Origin of the sequence: Streptomyces sp. NPDC048604 (assembly GCF_043199435.1) — a bacterium.
Taxonomy (GTDB): Bacteria; Actinomycetota; Actinomycetes; order Streptomycetales; family Streptomycetaceae; genus Streptomyces.
Genome location: NZ_JBICVX010000001.1, coordinates 56,221 through 80,953, shown reverse-complemented (window position 1 = coordinate 80,953; position 24,733 = coordinate 56,221). Strand labels below are relative to the sequence as shown.

Here is a 24,733-nt window from a genome sequence, read left to right as displayed (position 1 = left end):
CTGCCGGTGGACGGACGTCCACCAACGGTGAGCGCCAGTCGGAGCAGTCGGCTCTCGCGGTGACTAAGCGGGCTGGGAGGGCTGGGCGGCGTCCGCGTCCAGGGCGGTGCGTACGCCGGTGATCACCACGGCGATCAGGCAGAGGGCGATGACGGTCTCGGCCCACAGGAAGGCGAACCAGTCCAGCACACAGCCGATCGGGGGTGTGCCGGGGGCGGTGTTGCGGAACGCCGAGAGCGCGAACAGGGTGGCGGCCATCCAGGCGAGGGCGGGCCAGAGGAGGCCCTTCTTCCGGGTCGTCAGGTACCAGGCGCCGACGAGCACGGACGCCGCCAGCGCCCACATCACGGCCATCATGAAGACCGCGAAGACGAGCAGGCTGCCCGATCGGGTCACATCCAGCCCCAGGACGGCCTCGTCCGCGGAGGCCGCGGAGGCCGTGGGTGCCGTGGGTGCCGTGGGTGCCGGGGAGATCGAGAAGAGCGTGTCGTTGCTGGAGAGCCGCATCCGTACCGGCACCTCCTCACCGCCCAGCACCGCCCAGAACCCGATCTCGGTCTCGTAGGCGTCGAACGGGTAGTCGCTGATCGATCCCCCCGTGATCGCGACCGTCACGTCCTTGGTCGGGAGCCGCTCGTGCGCCTTGAACGCCAGGTCGCCGAGGGTCGCCGTGGAGGTCTGGAGGCTGAGATCGGCCACCGGGGCCGTCCCGTCCTCCTCACCGAGGTTCCCGAGCGGGGTGACCCGCACCCGCAGCAGGAGCTCTCTGGCCGCGGCGTCCACGCGCTGGACGGTGGCCTCGACGTCCACCCGGTCGGCGGCTCCGGATCCGACCGTGTGGACCGTGTCGATCGCCTGCAGCTCGCGGTACTGAAGCCACGACCCCACGGACACCGCCACGACGATCAGGATCGCGAGGGGGATCAGGATCGGCAGGAGAGACGTCCTGGAGCGGCGGGGGCGGGGTGAGTCCGGGGAGGGGGCCATGGTGGCTCCGATCCTCGTGGACCGGGCCGGTGATCCGCCGCATCCGGCAGGCGTGTCGGCGTCGGCCGGACGGCTGGTTCGGCGCGGAGCCGCAGCCGTCCGATGGCCCGTCGCCGTGGTCGGCGGGCGGGGTTGTTACGGGGCCAGTGCGATGTCGAAGAGGTGGACGGCGGCGTTGGCGGGGAGGACGACGAGTTCGACCTGCTTGGCCGGGTCGAGGGCGACGGAGTGGGCGAAGATCCGGTAGGCGATGCCGGCGTTGCCGTACCCGTCGGGACGGTTGCGGCCGTCCGTAGACTTCACGAGCGTCGCGCCGTGGGCCGTCGCCTCCTGGAACGACCAGTTGGGGAAGCCGATCGACCCGGTGGTGCTCGAACCGTCGGCGTAGATCACCGTCGCCGTGCCGGCGGCGCCGAAGCCGACGCCGGAGCCGAGGAAGACCAGCTTGCCGCCCTTTCCGTCGACCTTCACGGCCTGACCGGTGCTCGACACGCTGTTCTTGACGCCGGGGGCCGCGGCCGGCCAGGTCAGCTGGGCGCCAAGGGCGCTGACGGACGCTCCGGGCGTCAGCCCGACCGCGGCGAGCTTCTGCGCGGAGAAGCTGTTGCCCTCGCCGTCGAACTCACCGGCCGTGGTGTCGTTCTCGTCGGTGATGGCGACCTTGTTGTACGCGTCGGCCAGGCGCGCCAGCACGGGGCCGGAGCGCTCGACCCGTGTGCCCGTGGCGGTGCCCCGGCCGTCGCCTCCCTTGTAGGTGGCGGTGGCCGTGAACGTGCGCATGGTGAAGCCCGCGCGCTGTTCGGGCACCTGAATGCGGAACTCCGCCGTGGCCGCTTCACCCGGCCGGTACGTCCCGTCGACGCTGCGCACCGCGGGCTGCACGGCCCAGCCGGCCGGGCCCTGGAAGGCGACTTCGAGCCGGCTGAGGCGCTCGGGCCCGGCGTTGGTGACCGTGACCTTCACCTCCGAGATGGCGGGGCCGTTCAGGTCGACGGGGGCGATCGTCACCTGGGTGCGCGCTTCGGACGCGACCGCGTCCTGCGGCGCGGCGGCCGCGGGAGCGGACGTGAACGCCGCTGCCGCCACCGCCACCGTCAAGGCCGCCGCGGCTCTCCTGGCGATCGTGTGTACGAGCATGAGTGGTTGCTCCTTCTGTCGCGGTTCGGGCCGCGCGATCGGGCGCTGCCCTGAGCGGTGCTCGGCCGGCCTCCGAGGTCGTGACGGGACGTGGGCCGACGTCACACGGGCGGCATCTCCGTCATGCGCGAGTCGAGGCCGAGGCGGAGGTTCACCCACCCACCGCGGGTGAAGTCCGGGACCTCCACGGGCTTGCCGTTGCGCTCCAGCGACAAGACGCTCAGCGGCACCGGCGCGCACCAGGCCGCCGAGTCGTAGACGTCGATGTCGGGCACGAGGCCGGCGCGCATCAGCTGCACGGTGCGCCACTGCAGGACGTAGTCCATGCCGCCGTGGCCGCCGTTGTTCGCGGCGTCGTCGCCGATCTTCTTCCAGAGCCAGTGGTCGAACTCCTTGCGGTACGACTCGAAGTCCCGCCAGGCGTGGTTGCCGTGGTCCGGCTCGAAGTACACCCGGGCGCCGGTGGACGAGGTTCCGACGTAGTCCTCGAAGATGCCGCGGCTGCCCGCGAGGCTGTTGATCCGGCTGTACGGGCGGGGGGAGCTCACGTCGTGCTCGGCCCGGATCATCCGGCCGTCGGCGGTCTCGATCATGCAGGTGACGAGGTCGCCGTTGATGTACGTCTCGTTCCACGACGGGTGGCCCTTGGGGACGAAGCGCTCGCGGTAGTCGGCGAGGCCCTTCGGGGCGGTCGCGGTGGCGGTCAGCATGGCCATCCGGTCACCGCGGTTGATGTCCATCGCCGCGGCGACGGGGGCGAGACCGTGCATCGGGTAGAAGGAGGCGGTGCTGCGGGTGTGCCACAGACGGCGCCAGGCGTCCGTGTAGTACGTGTCGGAGAACAGCAGCGCGCGCAGGTCGTGCAGGTAGCCGCCGTGGCCGTTCGTGACGTCGCCGAAGACGCCCTCGTGCGCCATCTTGAGCATGGCCAGTTCGTTGCGGCCGTAGGAGCAGTTCTCGGCGAGCATCAGGTGCCGTCGGGTGCGCTCGCAGGTGTCGACCAGGTCCCACAGCTCGTCGAGCCGGGTGGCGATGGGCAGTTCGACGATGACGTGCTTGCCGGCCAGCAGCGCGGCCTTGCCCTGCTGGTAGTGGAACTCCCAGGGCGTGGCGATGTAGACGAGGTCGATGTCGTCCCGCTTGAGCATCTCGGCGTACGAGCCGGCGGAGCCGCCGAACTCGGCGGGGCGCGGCTTGCCCGCCTTGACCAGGTCGTCCGCGACGCGCTTGGCGCGGTCCTGGCGGATGTCGCAGACGGCGGTGACCTGGCAGCCGGGCACGACGGACCAGCCCTTGGTCATGCCGTTGCCGCGGTTGCCGAGGCCGACGGTGGCGACCCGGACGGTCCGGTGTTCCTGGTACGGCACGTTGATCATCGAGGTCTGGCCCGCGAGGCGGCGCGGTGCGGAGGCGGTGACTTCTCCGGCGGCGGCGTGCGCGGGGGCGGACGCGGCAGCGCCGAGGCCCGCGGCGATCGCGCCCGTGGCCACCGCCCCTCCGAGAACCGAACGCCGTGACACTGCGGGGAATTCAGACATGACGGGACTCCAGACTCGGCAGGGTCGGCATCACTGGCGGGACGACTGTGACGGGCATGACATTTGCATGTCAATAGGTGATTGCAGATTGCCCGGAGCTTGCACAAACGAACAGTCGATCCGGCCGAACACTGCAACTGCGAGCACGGCGGGGCGCGGGGCGCGAGCGGTGAAGGACGGGGCCTCAGCCCCCGGCGAGCAGTCCGAGCAGCCGGGCCACCTCGGCCTCGACGGCCGCGCGAGCCGGGCCGAGGTACTTGCGCGGATCGGCGACCTCGGGCGACGCGTCGAGGCGCTCGCGCACCGTCCTGGTGAAGATCTTGTTCAGATGGGTCGAGATGTTGACCTTCGTCATGCCCGAGGCGACGGCCCTCGCGAGGTCGGTGTCCGAGACGCCGGAGGAGCCGTGAAGGACCAGAGGGACGTCGACGGCGGCCCGGAGCCGCGCGATGAGCTCGAAGTCGAGGACGGCGTCCCGGCTCAGCATCGCGTGGGAACTGCCGACCGCCACCGCCAGGGCGTCCACCCCGGTGGCCGCGACGAAGGCCCGCGCCTCGTCCGGGTCGGTGCGCACCCCGGGCGCGTGGGCGCCGTCCTTCCCGCCGACCTCGCCGAGTTCGGCCTCGACCCGGACGCCGGCGCGGTGGCAGTGGTCGGCGATGTCGCGGGTGGCGGCCACGTTCTCCTCGTACGGCAGCCGGGACGCGTCGAACATCACCGAGGTGAAGCCGAGTCCGACCGCCTCGTGGACCAGCGCGAGCGACTCCGCGTGGTCCAGATGGACCGCGACGGGAACGGCCGCCCGCCGCGCGATCGCGAGGGTGGCCAGACCGATCGGGGTGAGCGAGCCGTGATAGCGGGCGGTGTTCTCGCTGATCTGCAGCACCACCGGCCGGCCGGCCCGCTCGGCTCCGGCGGCGATCGCCTGGGCGTGCTCGATCTGCACGACGTTGAAGGCGCCGACACCCGTGTTGTTCTCCCGGGCGGGACCGGCGATGAGGTCAGTGGTCGTCAGGGGCATGGGTCTCCTCCACGGCAGCGGTGGTGCGGAACGCGTCGTCGATGTCGCGCACGGCCGGGATCCGGCCGCCTCAGGCGTCGCCGTCGTCGAGGATCACCGAACGGGTGAGGTTGCGGGGACGGTCGGGGTCGTACCCGCGGGCCTCGGCGACCAGGACGGCGAGCCGCTGCGCCCGTACGAGGTCGGCCAGCGGATCGAGGTCCCCGAGGGCGTCCCCCGAGCCGGCGACGAAGGTCCCGCCGACCCGCTCGACGTCACCGGCCAGACCCTTCGGCACCGGGCCGAACACCCAGGCCACGCGCCCCGGTCCGGTGATGCTGATGGGTCCGTGCCGGTACTCCATCGCGGGGTACGCCTCGGTCCACGCGCCGGCGGCCTCGCGCATCTTCAGCCCTGCCTCCAGGGCGAGGCCATAGGTCCAGCCGGTGCCGAGGAAGGTGAACTGCCCGGCGCCGCGGACGTCGGCGGCCGGCGGCTCGGCGACGGCCCGCTCGGCGTCGGCGACGGCCTCGGCCATCGGACGCACCCCGGCGGGCAGCGCGCCCTCGCTCTCCAGGTGCGCGCGCAGGAGCGCGAGCGCGGTGGTGGCGAAGCGGGTCTGGACCACCGACTCCTCGTCGGCGTAGTCCAGGACGGCGACGGCGTCCGCGAGGTCCTTGACGGGAGTGGCGGGGTCGGCCGTGACGGCGGTGGTGGGGACGGTGCCCTTCACCGTGGCGAGCAGGTCGAGGACCTCGGTGGTGGTGCCGGACCGGGTGATGGCGAGGACGCGGTCGTAGGAGCGGCCGACGGGGAACTCGGAGGCGGCGTAGGCGTCGGTCTCGCCGTGTCCGCCGCGCTCGCGCAGCTGCGCGTAGGCCAGTGCCATGAACCAGGAAGTGCCGCAGCCGACGACAGCGACGCGCTCCCCCCGGCGGGGCAGGACGTCCGCGAGGGAGGCGGCCGACGCGGCCGCGCGCCGCCAGGTGTCGGGCTGGGAGGCGATCTCGGCCGAGGTGCGGGAGGCGTCCTGGTCAGGCATGGGATGAACTCCTTGACGGGCGTGGCGGGACGAACGTCGGGGCGGCATGGGCTACTTGACCGAGCCGTCACGACGCACGCTCTCGCACGCACACCACGACTGTCAAGACTTGTTCATTTGGCGCACTCTTCGAGCATAATTGAGCGAAACGCTTGATGACAGAGCAGGTCGAACCCCCTCGACTGCCCATCGGGTCCGCGTACGATCACGGTGCGCACGGACAACCCGGGAGAGACGATGTCGAAGCAAGAGCGCTGGAGCGCACTGCTCGAACTGCTGGCCGCCGAGGGCCGCCTGGAGGTCGAGGAGGCCGCGACCGCCCTTGACGTCTCCAGCGCGACCATCCGCAGGGACCTCGACGAGCTGGCGGAACAGCAGATGCTCGTGCGTACCCGCGGCGGGGCCATCGCCCACGGCGTCTCGTACGAACTTCCGCTGCGCTACAAATCCTCGCGCAACGCGCCGGAGAAACAGCGGATCGCCGCCGCGGCCGCCGACCTCGTCGGCGACGGCGAGGTGATGGGGATCAACGGCGGCACCACCACGACGGAGGTCGCGCGCGCCCTCGCGCTGCGGACGGGCGGCGGTCAGCGCCCCACCCACGGCAGTGCCCCCGGACCCGCCCTGACCGTGGTGACCAACGCGCTGAACATCGCCGGCGAGCTCGCCGTACGCCCCCAGATCAAGATCGTGACCACGGGCGGCGTGGCCCGCCCGCAGACGTTCGAGCTCGTCGGGCCGCTCACCATGGGCGTCCTCAGCGAGGTCGTGCTCGACGTGGCGGTCCTGGGCGTCGACGGAGTCGATCCGCAGCTGGGGATCATGGCGCATCACGAGGACGAGGCCGGCGTCAGCAGGCAGTTCACCGAGCGCGCGCACCGCGTGATCGTGGTGACCGACTCGTCCAAGCTCGGGCGTCGCGCCTTCGCCCGGATCTGCGGCCTCGACCGCGTCGACGTCCTCGTGACCGACACCAAGCTGCCCGCCGCCATGTCCACGCGCCTGGTGGAGGCGGGCGTCAAGGTGATCACCGTCTGACCGCTGCCCCCGTGCAGCGGGAAGAGACCGGGTTCCGCCTTCGGGGCCTGGCCCGGGGGCGGGACCACGGGGTCGTCCCCTTCGAACACCGTAGGTGACGGGCTCAGCCGACCGTCCATTTCTGGTTGGGCGCGCCTGTGCAGGTCCAGATCTGCAGGCGGGTGCCGTTCGCCGAGGTGTTGCCGGTGGCGTCGAGGCATTTGTCGGCGGCGACGTTCACGAGGTCGCGGGCCGCCTCCACGCGCCATTTCTGGGCGCCGGTGCCGTTGCAGTCGTAGAGCTGGAGCTGGGCGCCGTCGGCGGTCGAACCGGCTGTGACGTCAAGGCACTTGCCCAGCGCGCGGATCGAGCCGTCGCCGTGCACGGTCCACTGCTGGGCGGCGGTGCCGTTGCAGTCGTACAGCTGGACCGGGGTGCCGTTCGCCGGGTTCGCGCCGGCCACATCGACGCACTTGCCGCCGAGGCCGGTGATCCGGCCGCCGCCGGACGGCGGGGCCGGCTGGTCGTCAGTGACCCGCACGTAGTCGACGGTCAGGGTGTTCGGCATCGGGGTGCTGCCGTCCGGGTCGCCGGGCCAGTAGCCGCCGACCGCGAGGTTCAGGATGAGGAAGAACGGGCGGTCGAACACCCACTGGCGGCCGCCGAGGTCGGCGGGCGTCCTTGTCTGGTACGTGACTCCGTCGACCTTCCAGACGATCTTGTTCGGCGACCACTCGAGACGGAACGTGTGAAACGCGTCCGCGAACGGCGAGCCGATCGAGTGGCCGGCGCCGATGCCGCCCGAGCCCGAGTACCCGGGGCCGTGGAGGGTGCCGTGCACGGTGTTCGGCTCGAAGCCGACGTTCTCCATGACGTCGATCTCGCCGCTCTGCGGCCAGCCGACGTCGCCGATGTTGCTGCCGAGGAGCCAGAACGCCGGCCACATGCCCTGGCCGCGCGACATCTTCAGCCGGGTCTCGAAGGCGCCGTAGGTCTGCGTGAACTTGCCGGACGTGTTGAGCCGGGCCGAGGTGTACTCGCAACGGCCGTACCAGCAGGTGTAGTTGCCGGGGTTCTCGCGTCGCGCGGTGATCACCAGGTTGCCCTGGCCGTCGTGCACGGCGTTCCTGGTCGAGTTCGTGTAGTACTGCCGCTCGTGGTTGTTCACGTTGTCGCCGGTCTCCAGGTTCCACTTGGAGCCGTCGACCGGCGCGCCCGCCGGAGCGTCGAACTCGTCGCTGAACGTGGTGGCCTGGATACCGACGTCACCGGCCGGCGCTGCGGGGGCCGGGGCGGGCGCCGGGGCGGCCGCGGCCGGCTGCCCGGCCGGGGTGACCATCGTCGCCACGGCGGCGAGCCCGGCTCCGAGGGCCAATAAGAGGCGTGATCGTCGAGAGGGGGGTATGGACATCGTTGTCACCGCCGACGCTCGGTCCTTGTGGTTGACGGCAACGAAGCCTGCCATGGTCCAGACCAACCCCACAAGACTCCGCGACCCTGCTGGTCCAATACCACCTGACCTGCGCCTTTTGCCCGCTATTGAACGCAATGAGAGGAGTATCACTGGATGAATAAAACGGATGATCTGGATCTTTCACACCCGTTCGGCCTACCGTCGTAGACGTACCCCTGACGTCTCTTCGCCCCGGGAGGGTGCGTGCGCCGCCGTTCCACGACCGATCATGCCGCCGCGGATCCCGACGGGCGCCGCGGTCACATACGTACGGCGGCGATCGCGGCGGGCGTCGTCGCGGCCGTCGCAGGCGGGCTGTACGTCGCGGGGCTGCTCGCCACGGGCGACGACATCTCCGCGGGGACCCGCGTCGACGGGGTGGACATCGGCGGGCTGAGCCGCGCCGAGGCCGCCGCGCGGCTGGCCTCCGCGGGGCCTGCCGCCTGGAAGCAGCCGGTGCCGGTCACGGTCGGTGACGACACGGCCACCGTCGACCCCGGCGCCGCCGGGATGACCGTCGATGTCGAGGCCACCGCGGACCGGGCTGCCGACCCCTCCCGCGACCCCTTCACCGTGATCGGGCGGCTGTTCTCGTCCGGGTCCCGGGACATCGAGCCGGTCGTCGCGCACGACGACGCGAAGCTGAGCGCGGCGGTCGCCACGGTGGCGAAGCAGCACGACCGGACCGTCACCGAGGCCGCCGTCGCGTTCAAGAACGGCAAGGCCGTCGTGACGCAGCCCCGGGAGGGCCGGAAGCTGGACGCCGGCAAGGCCACCGCCGCGCTGCGCGCCGCCTACCCCTCCGCGGGGGGCTCCGCAGCTGTCGCCCTCCCCGTGTCCGTGACGCAGCCGAAGGTGCCGGCCGCAGAGGTAGCCCGGTTCGTGAACGAGTACGCGACGCCCGCCATGTCCGGCCCGGTCACCCTCACCTCCGGCGACAACCGGCTCCTCATCTCCGCGGCCACCCTCGGCGACCATCTGACCGTGAAGTCCGACGCCGGCCGCCTCACCCCGGCCCTGGACGCCCGCACGCTGATCCACGACCCCGCCGTGTCCCGGCCGCTGGACCGGCTGACCGGCGCGCCCGTCGAGGCCCGCCTCGGCGTCCGCGACGGGAAGGTCGTCGTCGAGCAGGACGGCCGCCCCGGCCGCGAGGTGTCCCCCGACGCCCTGGGCCGCGCCGTCGAACCGCTGCTGACGAAGACCGGCACCGAGGCGCGTACCGGCCCGGTCGCCGCCAAGGAGACCCGGCCGAAGCTGACCGCCGACGCGCTCGCCGACCTCGGGATCACCGAGCAGATGTCGACGTTCACGGTGAACTTCCCGACCGCCCCGTACCGCACGACCAACATCGGCCGCGCGGTGGAGCTGATCAACGGGTCCGTGGTGCAGCCCGGCGAGGTGTGGAGCTTCAACCGCACCGTCGGTGAGCGGACCGAGGCCAACGGCTTCGTGGACGGCACGATGATCATGGACGGTCAGTACCGCAAGGCCCCGGGCGGCGGCGTCTCGGCGGTCGCCACCACCATCTACAACGCGCTCTTCTTCGCCGGCGTCATGCCGCTGGAGCACGGCGCCCACTCGTTCTACATCGAGCGCTACCCGGCCGGCCGCGAGGCGACGGTGGCCTGGGGCAGCCTCGACCTGAGGTTCCTCAACGACTCCGGCGCGCCGATCTACATCAAGGCGAGCTCGACGGACTCGTCGGTGACGGTCAGCTTCCTCGGCACGAAGAAGTACGACGCGGTGAAGGCCGTCGCCGGTCCGCGGACGAACGTCACGCCGCCGAAGGAGCGCACGGACACGAGCAAGAACTGCGAGGTCCAGGAGCCGCTGGAGGGCTTCGACATCGAGGTCGACCGGGTCTTCGAGAACGACGGCGCCGAGGTGAAGCGGGAGACCTACCGCACCCACTACACGCCGCGGGACAAGGTCACCTGCGAGAAGTGAACCGGCGCGGCGCCCAGGCCGCCGCGCCGCCGTGTGCCCGGCCCTGCCCGGTCAGCGCCGCCCGCCGAACTCCCACTCGTGGACCTCGATGTCCGCGTACCGGCCGGCGGTGAGCACGGCCCGGGCCGACTCCGCGTCCGGGGCGCGGAGCAGCGCCGCGGTGCCGAGCCAGGCGGAGCCGTCGTCGGAGAGCAGCGGGCCGTACGCGATCACGGCGTCGCGGTCGGCCGGCGGGTCCAGGTCAACGGGCTCGCCCGCGCCCAGCCCGATCACCAGATAGCGGTCGCCGCCCTCGCGGCCGCCGGGGAACTCCCACATGGTGCGGCCCAGTGTGTTGCGCCACCGCCGCAGCAGAACGTCGCGGTAGGCCCCGGCCTGGTAGTTGGGCTCGTCGAACGCGAAGGCGCGGGCGGCGGCGGGGTCGGGCAGGTCGACGATGTGGACGCTGCCGGTGGGCACGTCGCTGCCGGCGGCGAAGGTCGGGCCGCGGGCGATGAGTTCCTTCTCGTACCGGTCCATGTACGACCAGTGCGCCTCGATGAGTTCGCGGCGCAGGCGCGCGGAGCCGGGCCGGTCACGGTGGTAGCAGAAGTACTCCATGGCCTCAGGATCCCATCAGCGGCCGGGGCTTGGGCCGGGGCCCGGGCCGATGCCGAACATCAGCTTCACCGCTTCCTTCATCGCCTCGCCCGCGAACTCCAGCGGCCGTCCCGTCCGGACACAGCGGTCGATGAGTTCCGACAGTCCTCCGGCCAGGATGATCGCCGTCTCCCACGAGAGCGGCCGGACGCCCGCGCGGCGCATGACCGGGCCCTGCGAGAGCTCCCGGTAGAACGCGGCGTACCGCTCCAGATCGCGTTCCCGGAGTTCGGCGGCCCTCCCGCCGAGGGCGGGCATGTCGCGCCAGACGACGACACCCAGTTCCGGATCGCGGGCGACGGCCGTGAGGAAGGTGCCGACCGCCGCGTCGACCTGGGAGTCCCAGGGGGCCTCGCGGTCCACGCCCGCCTCTACGGCGCGGTGCAGACCCGCGGCCCAGGAGTCGGCGAGTTCGACCAGGCAGGCTTCCTTGTCGGCGAACAGCTGGTAGAAGGTCCGCTTCGACGTCCGGGCGTTGGCCACGATGTCGGTGACCTTGGTCCCCTGCAGTCCGTGCTCCCTGAGCGCCCGCGCCAGACCGTCGAGCAGCCGCTGCCGGGGTGCGGCGAGGGGCTCGGCGGACGCTGCGGGGGCGGTGGGCTGCATGAACGGGCTCAATCGACGGGCCGGACAGGGTGGTACGCGACGTTACCACGGGGGTTCGGGGCCAACGCCGGGACGGCCGAGGGGTCCACGGCCCGGACGGCCGAGGGGGCCCTGCCGGAGCCCCCTCGGTCGCTGCGGTACGGGCGGGCCTCAGCCGGCGAGTTCCGCGGTGGCGGCCGCGACGGCGGAGCCGTTCCGCGTGCGGACGCCGTTCAGCTCGGCCTGATGCTCGGCGATCTGGGACTGCTGGATCCTCGTCTCCTCGGCGAACCAGATCGGGACCAGCCGGGTCTCGGACTTGCAGTCGATCTCCGCGAGCGCGACCGCGATCTCCTCCTTCGAGGCCGGGCCCCCCTCGGCGTGCGGCACGATGTCCGTCGCCTCGAACGGGGTGGGAGCCGTGTAGCCCTTGGTCTTCATGCACTGCGACCAGGCGGACATGGCCTGTTGCACGGCCGGGGCCTTCATCGACTGCAGGAAGCTGTTGCCGTTCAGCTCCGAGACGAAGTTCAGGTCGTCCTGCGCGGGCTTCTTCACCTTGCCCTTCGCCCAGCCGACGCAGCCGCCCTGGTGGATCTTCTTGCCCCGGTAGGACTCCGGGGCGCGCTTCGCGGCCGCCGCGGCGCCGGGGCTGTTCGGCCGGTCGGGCTTGGAGTGCCCGGTCAGCACCTGGACCTGCTCGTCGGTCAGGTCGGGCATCTTCTGCCGCACCTGGCGGGTGAGCGCCTCGGGCAGCCCGTAGCCGTACCGGGCGGCGTCCTCGCGGTCGGTGAGACCGTAACGGCGCTCCATGTTGGCGTCGTTGTCGTTCGGCGGCGGGGTGGCGCCGGCGAGCGGCAGCTCCATGGCGATGCCGAAGTCGGCCATGCACTTCTCCTGGAGTCTGCGTGACGCCTGGTCCAGCGTCACCGAGTCCTGGTAGGTCTGCATGTAGGTCTCGAGGGGCAGCGACAGGCCCTTGGCCAGACCGCGTTCCGGGGTCGCCTTGGGCCAGTTCTTCTTGTCCACCACCGGCTTGTCGTCGGCCACCGGTGCGGCGCCGACCGTCTCGGTCGCCGTGCCGGCGCCGCACCCGGTCAGCAGGACGGCGGCCGCGGCCAGGGCAGCGGCGGCGGACGTGCGCTTGTTCCAGTTCATCGTGAAGTACTCCCGTCTACATGGGGCGTGAGGCGTCGGCTCAGGCGAAGTGCTGCGAGGCGTTCTCGTTCTTCAGCGCCGTGATGAGATTGGTGAGATTGCAGTCGCCCCACGGCTCGTTGTGCGCGAAGTACTGCGAGGTGCCGCCGTAGCCCGAGTTGTAGTAGACGCGGTAGTTGTCGCCCGGGGCGCAGTTCTGCACGGAAGCGGCGTTGTTCTTCATGTACTGCCAGGCGCCGTTGCCGTTTCCGTTGAAGACGTAGCGGTACGTCGTGAGGGTCGAACCCTGGTACTGGCTGGTGCCCCAGTAGTCGCTGACGTTCCCGTAGAAGGTGGACCAGCTGGTGACGTAATGGCCGTCCCTGATGGCCAGTTCCTTGGAGTTGTACAGCAGCCAGAGGTCGCCGTAGCTGCACTCGATCCACGGAACGTCGCAGTTGTCGGTGGTCGTGAACTCGGCCGCCTGCGCGGGGGTCGCGGTGGCCAGCAGCCCTGCGGCGGCGGCGATCGCGGTGACGGCCGCGCTGAGCCTGGAGCGCATCGAAAGACTCTTCATCCTGCGCATCTCCCTCTCCCATGAGTACGTGAGTTGATGGACCGGGCGGGTTTATACACCACGCCTTCACGACCGGGCGAGTGAGTGAACAAAAGGTGCGAGAGCGCGATTTGGCGCGCCGAAAGGGAAACTGCCCGAAGCGGGAAGGAATTTCGGACAGCTTGATGCGGCCTATGGCGGCTTCAGGTAGTTTCCGGTTACAACGGGCTTGCGCCGCCCGGGAGTTCCTGCTCGGCCCAGATGGTCTTGCCGCCCCGGGTGTAGCGGCTGCCCCAGCGGGTGGAGAGCTGCGCGACGAGGTAGAGACCACGGCCGCCCTCGTCGGTGAGCCGGGCGCGGCGCATCCGCGGCTGGGTGGCGCTGGGGTCGGATACCTCGCAGGTCAGCCGGCCGGCGCGGATGAGCCGTGCCTCGACGGGGCCGCCGGCGTAGCGGATCGCGTTGGTGACCAGCTCGCTGAGGATCAGTTCGGTGGTGAAGGCCAGTTCGTCCAGGCCCCAGACGGACAGCTGCCCGGTCGCGAGCGCGCGAACCTGGGCGACCGCGGCCGGGTCGGCCTCCACGGGCCAGGCCGCGGTGTCCTCCGGCGGCACCGCGTGGGTACGGGCGAGGAGCAGGGTGACGTCGTCGGAGCGGCGGTGCGCGGGCCGGCCGGAGACCATCTCCCGGCCGATCTCGCGCAGCGGCGCGCCGGGCACGCCGCCGGCGGTGACGAGGCGGCGGGCGAGCTCGGCCATGCCCTGGTCGACGGTGTTCGCGTTCGGGTCCTGCGGGCCCCAGACGTGGACGAGGCTGTCGACCAGGCCGTCGGTGTAGAGCGCGAGCAGGGTGCCGGGTTCGACCTCGATCTCGGCCGTCTCGAACGGCAGGCCGCCGACGCCGAGCGGGGGGCCGGGGTCCACCGGCACGTACGAGACGCCGGCGTCCGGGGCGCGCACGGCGGGCGGCGGATGGCCGGCCGAGGCCATGGTGCAGCGGCGGGAGACCGGGTCGTACACCGCGTACAGGCAGGTGGCGCCGATCGGGTCGATGGGCCGCCGTACGGGCTCGGGCTCCTCGGACGGTCCCGGCCCGACGCGGTCCCCGTCATCGTGCTCGTCGGACTCGCCGGACTCGTCGGCGCTCTCGAGCCGCAACTGGGAGACCAGGTCGTCGAGATGGACCAGCAGTTCGTCCGGTTCCAGGTCGAGGTCGGCGAGCGTGCGGACGGCGGTGCGCAGCCGGCCCATGGTGGCGGTGGCGGCGAGGCCGTGGCCGACGACGTCGCCGACGACGAGGGCGACGCGGGCGGAGGAGAGCGGGATGACGTCGAACCAGTCGCCGCCGACGCCCGTGCCGGTGTCCGCGGGCAGGTAGACGCCGGCGGTGGTGACGGCGGCGGTCTCGGACTGCGAGGGCGGCAGCAGGCTGCGCTGCAGGCCGACGGCGGAGCGGTGCTCGCGGGTGTAGCGGCGGGCGTTGTCCACGGAGAGTCCCGCATGTAGGGCGATCTCGCGGAGCAGGTCCAGATCGGCGGGGTCGAAGCGGGACCCGCCCGGTGCGCGGTGCACGGTCACCCGGCCGAGGAGGCTGCCGCGCGCCCGGAGCGCGGCGGTCATCGTGGTGGCCGCACCGTCGGAGTCCTCGACTGTCTCGGGGTCGCACAGGACCTCGACGCCGGTGGGCGGGCGGTCCGTGCCGTCGCTGCCGACGACGGCGGTCCGGCGCAGGGCGAGCCGCCCGTCGGCGCCGGGCAGGGGGTCCTCACCGCCGAACACGGCTTCGGCGATCTCGACGACGGCGAGATCGGCGAGTCCGGGTACGAGCACGCCGGCGAGTTCGTCGGCGGTGGCGGCGACGGAGAGGGAGCCGCCGACGGCGGCGGTGGCGCGCTGGAGCAGCGCGAGACGTTCGGTGGCCCGGCGCGGGACGGTGGTGTCGGTGAACAGGGCGGTGACGCCGAGCACCTGGCCCGAGTGGTCCTGGAGCCGGAAGGCGGTGATGGCCATGACCGCGCCGCGGCCGGGGGTGGTGAGGGTGCGGGCGGTCTCCTCGGCGCGGATCAGCGGATTGCCGGTCAGGAGCACGTCGCGCAGCCGCCGTTCGATCGCCTCCGCGTCCTCGGCCTGCAGGAAGTCGCCGAGGCGTCCGTCGGTGAGGTCGCGTGGGACGCCGCTGTACGGCAGGAGGTGGGTGTTGGTGCGGGCGAGCCGCAGCTCGTTGTCGAAGACGGCGAGGCCGACCCGGTCCTGGAGGAACAGCTCGCGGGTGAACGCCTGGTCCTGCATCCAGCGGGCGACGGTGCCCGCGGGGGCGGCGAGCACGAAGTAGCGGCCGGGGCCGGGGGGACGGTCCCCGGGGCCGGGGCCGCCGGGCTCTCCCTGGGAGAGGGCCTCGTCCAGGCCCTTCCGGGTCTCGTCCCTGGTCTCGGGGCCGGCGAGGGGGCAGGCCTGGAAGTCGAGTTTCATGCTGCCGCCGTCCCCGGTCCGCAGCACCGCCTCGCCCGACCAGGTGCCCGCGGTGCGGCCGGCGACGAGGGTGGGCCAGGCGGCGGCGTCGGCGAGGAGTTCGGGGGCGTGCCGGCCGCAGACGTCCGCGGCGGTCAGCGCGAGCAGTTGTTCCGCGCCCGGCGACCAGCCGACGATGACGCCGTTGGCGTCGAGCAGCGCCCCGACCGCGCCATCGGTCAGCAGGAGTCCGCCGTGGTCGTGCGGGGGCACACCGCCGAGGGGGTGGCCGTTCAACTCGTTCGTCACCTCCCTCACGCGGCTGTGCGCTCACCGTCACCGACCCTCGCGGAAGCCGAGACCCCTCCATCATCTCTCGGCACACCCGCACCGCCAGTTCGCGCGACGCTAGGGCGCGGTCTCCTCGGCCTGTTCCTCGGCCCGCTCCTCCTCCTGCGCGACGGCACGGCGGCCGACGACGGCCGCGGCGGCGAACGCGGTGCCGATGAAGGCGACGGCGACGACCCAGGGCCGGTCGAGGACGTGGTCGGTGACGTGGTCGAGGGAGTAGCGGCCGGCGCCGGCGACGCCGATCGCGGCGGCGGTGAAGCCGAGGAACGCCGGGTACTCGAAGCCGCCGGCGCCGGCGAAGAAGCCGGCCGGGGCGTGCACGGCGACGGCGCCGGCCATCGCGCCGGCCGCGGCCGCGCCGGCCGCCGGGGTGGCGAGGCCCAGGGCGAGCAGTGCGCCGCCGCCCGCCTCGCCGAGGCCGGCCGCGATGGCGCTCTCCTTGGCGGGCGAGAACCCCATGGCCGCCATCGCCTTGGCGGTGCCTTCCAGTCCTCCGCCGCCGAACCAGCCGAACAGCTTCTGGGTGCCGTGCGCGGCGAGCACGGCGCCGGTGCCGACCCGCAGCGCGAGCAGGCCCAGGTCGCGTCGGTTGAACGAAGCCATGAGGGGTCTCCCGTTGGTGCGGGGATACGTGCGGGGACAGGTGCGGGGATAGCGGACTTCGGGTTCCCACTCTGACCGTGCGCAGCGAGTCGCGTCGGCTACTGCTACTCCGTTCGTGTCATGTTTTGCGGCATTTGCCGGGTCTTGCTTTAGTGGGGTGGCCTGGCTGGTGGCCACGGAACGGAAGTGAGCGACCCATGACGCAGACACACGACCCGTACTCCTCGGGCTCGGAGACACCTCTGGAAGGGCCGTTGGGCATGCTCGCCCGCAGCGCCTGGCAGGTGCTGTTGTTCGCCGGCATCGCGTCGCTGGTCATCGGCATCCTGGTGCTGTCCTGGCCGGACGAGACGCTGGTCGCGATCGGTGTGCTGTTCGGCCTGTACCTGGTGTTCAGCGGTGTGATGCAGCTGATCGGGGCCTTCGGCACGCACGCCAGGACCGCGCTGCGGGTGATGGCCTTCATCAGCGGCGCGCTGTCGATCGTGCTGGGCCTGTTCTGCTTCCGCGGTGCGACGCAGTCGACCCTGCTGCTCGCGCTGTGGATCGGTATCGGCTGGCTGTTCCGCGGGATCATGGAGACCGTGGCGGCGGCCTCCGACCCGACGATGCCGGCCCGGGGCTGGCACATCTTCCTCGGTGTGATCACCTTCTTCGCGGGCGTCGTCCTGATCGTCTCCCCGCTGGAGTCGCTGACGGTGCTGACCGTGCTCGGCGGCTGCTGGGCCCTGGCGGTCGGCGTCGTGGAGATCGCCACCGCGTTCATGGTGCGCAAGCGCGCCAAGGAGCTGCCGACCGGCTTCTGACGCGACGCCCGCCGCACCTCACCCCGACTCACCTCGAGCCGGGGCTCACCGCCTCGACCTCCAGGAAGCGTCTGCGGCGCGGTCCGCGGTACAGCAGGGCCTCCCAGCCGAGCCGGCCGAGCACCGGCACGAGCGCCCGGAGCGCGTCCTCCTCCTCGCGCACGGCCCCGCTTCCCGGCGGGCCGAGCCACTCCACGACGACGGTGCCGGGCCGTTCGCCGGCCCGCACCCGGTAGCCGGTGGCCGTCGGCACGCCCTCGGCGTTCACGGCGCAGGGCGTGGTCCCGGCCGCCTCCAGGGCGAGCGCGACGGCCCGTACGGGCTGTCTGCGCTCCCATTCGGCGGGCAGCGCCGCCGGGTCCTCGCCGCTCCGGTCCCCTCCGCTGCCGTCCCCTCCGTTCCTGTTCAGCGTGCGGCGGATCTGCAGCAGCCCCTCGAAGGCCGCCCGCACCTCGCGGGACCGCTGCTCGGGGTCGTCGCCGCCGGCCGGAGGGCCGTCCCCGGCAGCGGCCTCGAACCCGCCGGTGCTCACCGAAGCCGCCGGATGTCGCCCCGCACCCGGTAGAAGCCGCCGGCCGCCGCGTGCAGCGCGTCCACCGCGTACCGGGTGCCCGGCTCCCGTATGGCGCGCGGGAACTGGACGTTCCAGGAGGGCTCGTAGCCCTCGGAGACCACCCGCACCCGGACCCGTCCGCCCTCCTGCACGCACTCGACGACGACCGTGCCCGCCGGGGCGGCGGCCACGCTGACGACGGCCGAGGTGCTGGTCGCGGGCTCGTACGTGGGCAGGGCGGCGGCCAGCTTGACGTCCCGCGCCTCGGGGACGGTGCCGTCCTGGGCGGCGGCGATCGCCGCCTCGCTCGCGTCGATGCAGGCCAGCGAGCCGTCGCTGGTCACGATGTACAGCCGCTCGTCGAGGTACTGCATGGAGAGCGCCGAGCCGCAGCCGGTGCCGAGCTTCCACAGCCGGGTGCCGTTCGCGTCGAAGCAGTACACCGAGGAGGCGGAGTCGCCGGCGAAGACGAACCGGCCGCCGGGCGAGGTGGCGCAGGAGTACACCGAGGCGTCGCAGGCGAAGACGGCTTCGACGCGCCCGTCGGCCTTGGCCAGCCGCTGCACCTTGCGGTGCGCGGTCCCCGCGTACACGGCGGCGTCCTCCTGCCAGCCGAACAGGACCGCGCCGTCGGTGGCGGTGTCCCACAGCTCGCGGCCTCCGTCGGGCGCGTAGGCCGTCACGCCGAGGTGGTGGCCGTGGTAGACCGCCTTGTCGTCGGCGCGGACCATCCAGGCGTGCTCGCCGCGGCTCTTGCGGGCCCACTGGTGCTCGTCCTCGTGGTCGATGACGGTCAGCCTGCCGCCCCGGTCGGCCACGTTCAGCACGCCCTCGTGGATGTCCAGCCAGAAGATGTCGACGTCGGCGGCGATCTCGTACGCGGCGAACGGCAGCTTGGAGGACAGGTCGTAGACCCGGCCGTCGTCACAGCCCGCGTAGATCCAGAAGTCGTCGGCGACCAGGCACTTCACGCCGTCGGGCAGGTTGAACCGGGCGTGCACCTCGCCGGTGTGGCTGAGCGTGTACACGTCTCCGGACTGGTTGCCGACCCAGCAGCGCTCCTCGTCGACGTGGATGCCGAAGGCCGCCGAGCCGGTCCGGAACCGCCACAGCACCGGCGCGACGGCGCGGACCGTGGCGGGCGCCGAGGCGACCTGACGCCGCGTGACGGAGCGGGCGGCCCGCCCGCCCTGGACGGCCGGGGCGTACCCCTTGCGGACCTTCTCGCCTATCTTCTTGGCCGCCGCGGCCCGTGCCTTCTCCTCCGTGGGGAAGGTCGAGGTCTGCGTCTGTCCGGCCGCGCCGATCCGTCCGTACCGGACCGACACCGTGGTGCCGGAGACCGTCACTTCGTAGAACTTGTGCGCGCCGCCGTCGTCCTGCGACAGCTCCAGATAGGTCTTCGTCGTCATGCGGAAAACGTTAGGGGCCGGCACTGACAATCACGGATCACCGCTGGCTGCGCCCGCTGGTGACGGCGTAGTACTGCAGGTCCTGCCGGGTGACCCGGTCCCGGACGGGGTAGCGCGAGGAGACCGCGGTGGTGGTCCGCCCGTCCCGTACGACGGTGGCGCCGCTGGTCCCGCTGCGCAGCGGCAGCAGTCGCGCGGACACGCCGGCCGGAGCCTCGTGGCTCGCCTTCTCCCCACCGGTGAAGGTCCGGACGGTGGCCGGGGCGGTCAGGAAGCCGAGCACCTCGACGGTGTCGCGTGGTGCGGCGGAGCCGTCGCGCGGCTCTATCACCTTGCTCTGCGCGCCGGCGGGCGGCCGGGCGGCGGCGAACTGGACGCGGGAGGTGAGGTACAGCGTGTCCCGTTCGATCCGCGGCCAGTCGCCGGTCTTGAAACGGGTCAGGTAGTACGAGGTGAGGTCGAGGTAGGCGTGGCCGTTGTGGACGGAGGGGGCGAAGTGGGTGCCCTCGGAGTAGTCGTTCCAGGTGGTCAGCTGGACCCAGTCGGCGCCGTTGTCGATGGCCTCGCCCCAACTGGCCCGCAGCGTCTCGGTGTTGCCGGCCTCGTCGTAGACGCCCTGGTTGGGGCGTGCGTCCTGGACGGAGACCGGCTGCATCCAGATCTTGCCGAGCCGGTGGGCCGTCCGGGTCGCCGCGGCGCTGCCGGACTGGGTGGTGTAGCTGCGGCTGCCCCATTCGGACAGGCCGTGGCTGATCGGGGCGAACCGTTCGGCGTTCGCGTCGAGATCCAGGAACACGGGGACGAGCGCGGTGCGGATGCCGTGCTCGCGCTCAAGCGCCGTCATGGCGCGCCGCCACCAATCGGGGCTCTGCGCCTCGGCCTTGAACGGGGAGACCACCAGGCGTCCGTCGGGCAGCCGGTGCGCGGAGCGGTGCCGGCCCAGTTGGGCGAGTGCGTCGGCGAGCGCCTCGGGCGTGGTGTCCAGGGAGGTCATGTCGGGCATCAGGACGATCCGGAAGCCGGGGTCCTCGGCGTCGGCGGCGCGCAGCAGGTTCTCGGTGCGGTCCCGGTTGCGGCCGGAGAGCGACAGCAGGTCGAGGGTGAAGCCGTCGAGTCCGGCGTCGCGGGCGGTGCGCACTTCCTGGCGCAGATGGGCGAGTTCCCAGTCGCCGTCCTCGCGCGGGGCGGGCAGCGGCCGGTCGCGCAGGAGTCCGCCGTAGGCCGCGTGCTTGCCCTTCTCGCCGTCCGGGGTGAGGTAGTTGCGGGCGTAGTAGTCCCGCTCCGGCGGCTCGTTGTCGAGGGAGAGCGGGTACGGCGTGAAGTAGTGGGCGAACACCGGCTTTCCGGAGCGGCGCAGTTCGGCCGTGGACGGCAGGTCGAACGGCAGGGCGGTGCTGTACTCGGCGGGCCGCTCCCGGGTCGGCCGGCCGGCCGGTCCGTCGTTGCCCAGGCCGTCGGCCATGCCGCTGCCGGCCCAGGCGCCGAGCGCGAGGACGCCGAGCAGCAGCGCGGGCAGCAGCCGGCGGCGGCGCGGCGAGCGGTGGGTGGTGCGGCGCTCCCCTGCGGGGGTGGCGCGGAAGTCCGACATGCCGGTAGTAGAACCGATGGACGGCGTGGGAACAACAACCGTCCGGCGCGCGCCGGACGGCCGCCGCGGCCCTACCGCGTACCGGTTCCGAGCCGGTCGAGGCGGTGACCGGCGACGTAGTCGGCCATGGTGTCGTTCCGCATCGCGGCCCACAGTTCGGCCGACTTCTTCTTGTCGACGAGCACCACGGACTGGCCCTTGATCATGTCGGTGCCGGCCACGGGGGCGTTCATGAAGACCATGCGGCCGGGCCGCACCTCGCGGTTGTTCCAGAGCAGTTCGCGCAGGTCGGAGTCGCTGAGCCGGTCGTCGACGCTGACGCTCGCGGTGAGGTCGTCGAGGAGTTCGGAGGCCTTGACGGGGTTGGTGAGGTTGCGCGGGGTCATGACCTTGTTCAGGACGGCTCGCAGGAAGTTCTGCTGGCGGTGGGTGCGGTCGAAGTCGCCGCGGGCAAGGTTTTTGCGCTCGCGCACGTACCGCAGGCCCTGTTCGCCGTTCATGTGCCGGACCTCGCCGCCGACGGTGAGGTCGACGCCGCCGACCGCGTCGGTGAGGTGCTTGAAGCCCTCCCAGTCGATGACGGCCAGATGGTCGATCCGGACGTCGGTGAAACGCTGCACGGTGTCGATGAGCAGCGGTGAACCGCCCCAGGAGAAGGCGGCGTTGAGCTTGGCGTCGCCGTGTCCGGGGACGGGGACCCAGGAGTCGCGCGGCAGTGAGACGACGTAGGCGTTGGAGTGGTCCTCCGGCAGGTGGATCAGCATCATCGTGTCGCTGCGCTGGGCTCCGTACCGCCAGGCGGGGGCCTTGGCGTCGCGGCCGGTGGTGGGCAGGTCGGAGCGGCTGTCCACGCCGACGAGCAGGAACGTGGTGCCGCCCTTGCTCGGTGCGGGCTGTTCGGCGGGCGGCACCTTCGTCGGGAAGGCGTCGGGGATCCGTTCGACCTTGCCGGTGTAGTGGTCGACGGCCCACCAGCCGGCGCCGCCGGCCATCAGGACGCCGGCGCCCAGCAGGGCGAGCGCCCCGAGGAGCACACGTCCCGGTCGCACCCGCCGTCGCGCGCGCGGCGTGGCGTCCGCCACATCCGGCGTGTTCTCCGTGCGGTCCGCCTCTTCCCCCTGATGCACTCGGGTCCCCTCCCACCGTGCGGTCTCACGTGCGAAAAGCGTGAACACGACAGAACTATCATGTGAAGGTCGGACGTAGCCCGGGCCCGCACGTCACGACATGAACACACCCTCCCCCAGTCATTACTTTCGCGTGAACAGCAGACGAGGTACACGCGTTTGTCGTACTGTTCCGCGATGCGACACTTGTTCATCGATCCGGGGGTCGATGAACGGGACGCGTCGGTCGACACGTGCCGGGGGGGTACATGTGGCATGCCCGTACAGCTGAGACCACAGCTGGGGGAGCATCCGGAGAGCTCAGCGGACTCGTGCGTCCGCAGCAGCGCGCCAAGGCGCACTGGTATCTGCCGTTCGCGCTGACCGCGGACGTGGGGGGCGTCGCCCTGCCCACGGCGCTGGTCCTCGGCCTCAACGAGCAGCCGTACGCGGCGACTTGCGCCGCCGTGGCCGCCGGGGCCTGGCTGGCGGTACGGGCCCTGCGGCGGCGGTACGCGGCCCGCGAGCTGGGCGAGTCGCGCGGCAGCCTGCCGGTGCTGCACGACTGGCTGATCCTGATCGGGGTGCTCGCCGTGCTGCGGGCCGCCGCCGACCTGCACCACCCGCCGCTGCTCTGCCTGCTCGCGCTGCTGCCCGCGCCCGTACTCACCCTGCTCTGCCGCAAGGTGACATGGCATCACCTGGTAGCGGCCCGCCGGGAGGCGCAGGTGGTCACCCGGGTCCTGGTGCTGGGCGAACCGGCCGCGGCCGGCGAGGTCGCCGAGCACCTGTCCGGCCGTACGGACCATCCGTACGTCGTCGTCGGTGTCGTCGCCGTCGGCGAGGGGCAGGTCCGCACCGGCGCCCCGGTGGCCGCCCGGCTGGCGAAGGCCGCCCCGCGGGAGGTCGACGGCGATGCCCGCGAGGTCCTCGACGCCGCCCGGCAGCTGCGCGCGGACGTGGTCCTCGTCGCGCCCGGCACCCGGATGACCGGGCCGCGGCTGCGCCGGCTGGCCTGGGGCCTGCACGACTCCGGCACCGAACTCGCCCTGGCCCCCGGTCTGGTGGAGTGCGCCGTGAAGCGCATCGAGACCGTGTCGGCGGCCGGCATGGCGCTGCTGCGCGTGGCGCCGCCGGTCCGCAACGGGGTGCAGCAGGTGCTGAAGTCGGTGACCGACCGGGCGGGCGCGGCGCTCGGGCTGCTGCTTCTGTCGCCGCTGTTCTTCGGGATCGGCGCGGCGGTGCGGCTGACCTCGCCGGGCCCGGTGTTCTACCGGCAGGTGCGCATCGGTCAGGGCCGCGAGCCGTTCATGATGTGGAAGTTCCGCACGATGTTCACCGACGCGGACGCCCGCAAGGCGGAGCTGACGCAGTCGAACGAGCACGACGGGCTGATGTTCAAGATGCGCCGCGACCCGCGCGTGACCCGGGTGGGCCGGCTGCTGCGCCGCACGTCGATGGACGAACTCCCGCAGCTGATCAACGTGTTGTGCGGTGCGATGTCACTGGTGGGGCCGCGTCCGCCGCTGCCGGAGGAGGTCGCCCGGTACGACGACGTGGAGCTGCGCCGGCTCTCGGTGCGGCCCGGCATGACCGGACTGTGGCAGATCAGCGGCCGCTCGGACCTGTCCTGGGACGAGACCGTCGAGCTGGACCTGCACTATGTCGACAACTGGTCCTTCACCAGCGACGTCGACGTGATGGCCCGTACGTTCCGCGCCGTCGTCGACGGTCGCGGAGCGTACTGACGGGCCGCCCGCATGACGTCAGTTCTGTTCCCGCCACCAGGCGTAGGTGGCCGCGACGCCGTCCCGCAGCGCGATCTGCGGCTTCCAGCCGAGGGAGTTCAGCCGGCTCACGTCGAGCAGCTTGCGCGGGGTGCCGTCCGGCTTGCTCGTGTCCCAGGCCAGCCGTCCTTCGAAACCGGTCACCTCCGCGACGGTCTCGGCGAGTTCACGGATCGTCAGGTCCGCGCCGCAGCCGATGTTGACCGGCTCGTCGCCGTCGTATCCGCGCAGCAGCACGGCGCAGGCCGCGGCCAGGTCGTCGACGTGCAGGAACTCGCGGCGCGGGGTGCCGGAGCCCCAGAGCGCGAGCTCGTCCAGGCCGGCCTCACGGGCCTCGTGGAAGCGCCGGATCAGCGCCGGCAGGACGTGCGAGGTCTCCAGGTCGAAGTTGTCGCCGGGGCCGTAAAGATTGGTCGGCATCGCGGAGATGTAGGCCGCGCCGTACTGCTTGCGGTACGCCTGGATCTGCACGATGCCGGCGATCTTGGCGAGCGCGTACGCCTCGTTGGTCGGCTCCAGCGGGCCGGTGAGCAGCGCGTCCTCGGTGATCGGCTGCGGGGCGAGCTTGGGGTAGATGCAGGACGAGCCGAGGAACAGCAGCCGGCCGACGCCGGCGGCGTGCGCGCCCGCGATCACGCTCAGCTGGATCCGGAGGTTCTCCTCCAGGAACTGCACGGGGTACGTGCTGTTGGCCATGATGCCGCCGACCTTGGCGGCGGCGAGCACCACCGCGTCCGGCCGGGTCCGACGCAGGTAGTCGGCGGTGCGTGCGGCGTCGCTCAGGTCGAGTTCGGCGCGGGTCCGGGTGAGCACCTCGTGGCCGTCCGCGGTGAGCCTCCGGGCGACCGCGGAGCCGACCAGGCCGCGGTGGCCCGCGACGAAGATCCGGGCCCGCTCGGGCAGGTACGACGTCGTTGCGCTCGTCGAATCAGTCATGGCCCGGATCATGCCAGGCCGGGACGGCACGCAGTACGCCAGACCAGGATTTTCCGCATCGACCATCACATATCCGCAGGATGCGGACCGGCTGGGGGCCGGT

General features: G+C 72.1%; 21 protein-coding genes. 4 read left to right on the top strand and 17 right to left on the bottom strand.

Going from position 1 to position 24,733, the window contains the following annotated elements; translation table 11 throughout:
- Positions 1-63: 63 nt before the first annotated feature.
- The 5 genes from ACGFMM_RS00335 to ACGFMM_RS00315 all read right to left on the bottom strand — a co-directional run bounded on the left by ACGFMM_RS00335 (position 64) and on the right by ACGFMM_RS00315 (position 5,704).
- Positions 64-987 (bottom strand): DUF4436 family protein, encoded by a 924-nt coding sequence (locus ACGFMM_RS00335; RefSeq protein WP_393641666.1) that lies wholly within the window; start codon positions 985-987, stop codon positions 64-66.
- A 135-nt stretch (positions 988-1,122) separates the two neighbouring features.
- Positions 1,123-2,124 carry an NEW3 domain-containing protein gene (locus tag ACGFMM_RS00330; RefSeq protein ID WP_393641664.1) on the bottom strand — a complete coding sequence of 334 codons (1,002 nt, stop codon included), beginning with the start codon at positions 2,122-2,124 and terminating at the stop codon, positions 1,123-1,125.
- Positions 2,125-2,225: 101 nt separating this feature from the next.
- A complete protein-coding gene (locus ACGFMM_RS00325) occupies positions 2,226-3,662 on the bottom strand; it encodes a Gfo/Idh/MocA family protein (protein WP_393641662.1) in 1,437 nt (478 codons plus the stop codon).
- 184 nt (positions 3,663-3,846) lie between these two features.
- The gene (locus ACGFMM_RS00320; RefSeq protein WP_393641660.1) at positions 3,847-4,683 is read right to left on the bottom strand and encodes a ketose-bisphosphate aldolase; all 837 of its coding nucleotides are present in this window, start codon (positions 4,681-4,683) and stop codon (positions 3,847-3,849) included.
- Between the two features lie 70 nt (positions 4,684-4,753).
- Complete coding sequence (locus tag ACGFMM_RS00315) at positions 4,754-5,704, bottom strand: SIS domain-containing protein (protein ID WP_393641658.1); 951 nt, start codon at positions 5,702-5,704, stop codon at positions 4,754-4,756.
- Between the two features lie 237 nt (positions 5,705-5,941).
- On the opposite strand from ACGFMM_RS00315, the gene ACGFMM_RS00310 reads away from it, so the two are divergent.
- A complete protein-coding gene (locus ACGFMM_RS00310; protein WP_393641657.1) occupies positions 5,942-6,742 on the top strand; it encodes a DeoR/GlpR family DNA-binding transcription regulator in 801 nt (266 codons plus the stop codon).
- Positions 6,743-6,845: 103 nt separating this feature from the next.
- On the opposite strand, the gene ACGFMM_RS00305 is transcribed toward ACGFMM_RS00310, so the two are convergent.
- Positions 6,846-8,132, bottom strand: coding sequence for a ricin-type beta-trefoil lectin domain protein (locus ACGFMM_RS00305; RefSeq protein ID WP_393642774.1), 1,287 nt, complete (start codon positions 8,130-8,132; stop codon positions 6,846-6,848).
- A gap of 246 nt (positions 8,133-8,378) precedes the next feature.
- On the opposite strand from ACGFMM_RS00305, the gene ACGFMM_RS00300 reads away from it, so the two are divergent.
- Positions 8,379-10,124, top strand: coding sequence for a VanW family protein (locus ACGFMM_RS00300; RefSeq protein WP_393641655.1), 1,746 nt, complete (start codon positions 8,379-8,381; stop codon positions 10,122-10,124).
- 51 nt (positions 10,125-10,175) lie between these two features.
- Here ACGFMM_RS00300 and ACGFMM_RS00295 read toward each other — a convergent pair whose 3' ends face one another.
- The 6 genes from ACGFMM_RS00295 to ACGFMM_RS00270 all read right to left on the bottom strand — a co-directional run bounded on the left by ACGFMM_RS00295 (position 10,176) and on the right by ACGFMM_RS00270 (position 16,442).
- Positions 10,176-10,724, bottom strand: coding sequence for a YciI family protein (locus tag ACGFMM_RS00295; protein ID WP_393641653.1), 549 nt, complete (start codon positions 10,722-10,724; stop codon positions 10,176-10,178).
- Positions 10,725-10,739: 15 nt separating this feature from the next.
- Positions 10,740-11,369, bottom strand: coding sequence for a TetR/AcrR family transcriptional regulator (locus ACGFMM_RS00290; protein ID WP_393641651.1), 630 nt, complete (start codon positions 11,367-11,369; stop codon positions 10,740-10,742).
- A gap of 150 nt (positions 11,370-11,519) precedes the next feature.
- A complete protein-coding gene (locus ACGFMM_RS00285) occupies positions 11,520-12,506 on the bottom strand; it encodes a hypothetical protein (RefSeq protein ID WP_393641649.1) in 987 nt (328 codons plus the stop codon).
- Positions 12,507-12,546: 40 nt separating this feature from the next.
- On the bottom strand, positions 12,547-13,047 hold the full coding sequence (locus ACGFMM_RS00280) for a hypothetical protein (RefSeq protein ID WP_393641647.1): 501 nt from the start codon (positions 13,045-13,047) through the stop codon (positions 12,547-12,549).
- A 212-nt stretch (positions 13,048-13,259) separates the two neighbouring features.
- Positions 13,260-15,797 carry a SpoIIE family protein phosphatase gene (locus tag ACGFMM_RS00275; protein WP_393641645.1) on the bottom strand — a complete coding sequence of 846 codons (2,538 nt, stop codon included), beginning with the start codon at positions 15,795-15,797 and terminating at the stop codon, positions 13,260-13,262.
- A gap of 99 nt (positions 15,798-15,896) precedes the next feature.
- Positions 15,897-16,442 (bottom strand): DoxX family membrane protein, encoded by a 546-nt coding sequence (locus tag ACGFMM_RS00270; protein WP_393641643.1) that lies wholly within the window; start codon positions 16,440-16,442, stop codon positions 15,897-15,899.
- Between the two features lie 197 nt (positions 16,443-16,639).
- Here ACGFMM_RS00270 and ACGFMM_RS00265 point away from each other — a divergent pair, with 197 nt between their 5' ends.
- Positions 16,640-17,248: an HdeD family acid-resistance protein gene (locus ACGFMM_RS00265; protein WP_393641641.1), complete on the top strand. Its 609-nt coding sequence runs from the start codon at positions 16,640-16,642 to the stop codon at positions 17,246-17,248.
- A 28-nt stretch (positions 17,249-17,276) separates the two neighbouring features.
- Here the strand turns inward: ACGFMM_RS00265 and ACGFMM_RS00260 are convergent, their stop codons facing one another.
- The 4 genes from ACGFMM_RS00260 to ACGFMM_RS00245 all read right to left on the bottom strand — a co-directional run bounded on the left by ACGFMM_RS00260 (position 17,277) and on the right by ACGFMM_RS00245 (position 21,928).
- The gene (locus ACGFMM_RS00260; RefSeq protein WP_393641638.1) at positions 17,277-17,780 is read right to left on the bottom strand and encodes a hypothetical protein; all 504 of its coding nucleotides are present in this window, start codon (positions 17,778-17,780) and stop codon (positions 17,277-17,279) included.
- Positions 17,777-19,213, bottom strand: a complete 1,437-nt coding sequence (locus ACGFMM_RS00255) for a WGR domain-containing protein (RefSeq protein WP_393641636.1) — start codon at positions 19,211-19,213, stop codon at positions 17,777-17,779. Before ACGFMM_RS00255 ends, ACGFMM_RS00260 begins: the two co-directional genes overlap by 4 nt.
- Positions 19,214-19,250: 37 nt before the next feature.
- Complete coding sequence (locus tag ACGFMM_RS00250; RefSeq protein WP_393641634.1) at positions 19,251-20,801, bottom strand: glycoside hydrolase family 71 protein; 1,551 nt, start codon at positions 20,799-20,801, stop codon at positions 19,251-19,253.
- A 71-nt stretch (positions 20,802-20,872) separates the two neighbouring features.
- The gene (locus tag ACGFMM_RS00245) at positions 20,873-21,928 is read right to left on the bottom strand and encodes an LCP family protein (RefSeq protein WP_393641632.1); all 1,056 of its coding nucleotides are present in this window, start codon (positions 21,926-21,928) and stop codon (positions 20,873-20,875) included.
- Between the two features lie 233 nt (positions 21,929-22,161).
- On the opposite strand from ACGFMM_RS00245, the gene ACGFMM_RS00240 reads away from it, so the two are divergent.
- Positions 22,162-23,655 carry a sugar transferase gene (locus ACGFMM_RS00240; protein ID WP_393641630.1) on the top strand — a complete coding sequence of 498 codons (1,494 nt, stop codon included), beginning with the start codon at positions 22,162-22,164 and terminating at the stop codon, positions 23,653-23,655.
- An 18-nt stretch (positions 23,656-23,673) separates the two neighbouring features.
- Here ACGFMM_RS00240 and ACGFMM_RS00235 read toward each other — a convergent pair whose 3' ends face one another.
- Positions 23,674-24,642: a GDP-L-fucose synthase family protein gene (locus ACGFMM_RS00235; protein WP_393642772.1), complete on the bottom strand. Its 969-nt coding sequence runs from the start codon at positions 24,640-24,642 to the stop codon at positions 23,674-23,676.
- Positions 24,643-24,733: the final 91 nt, after the last annotated feature.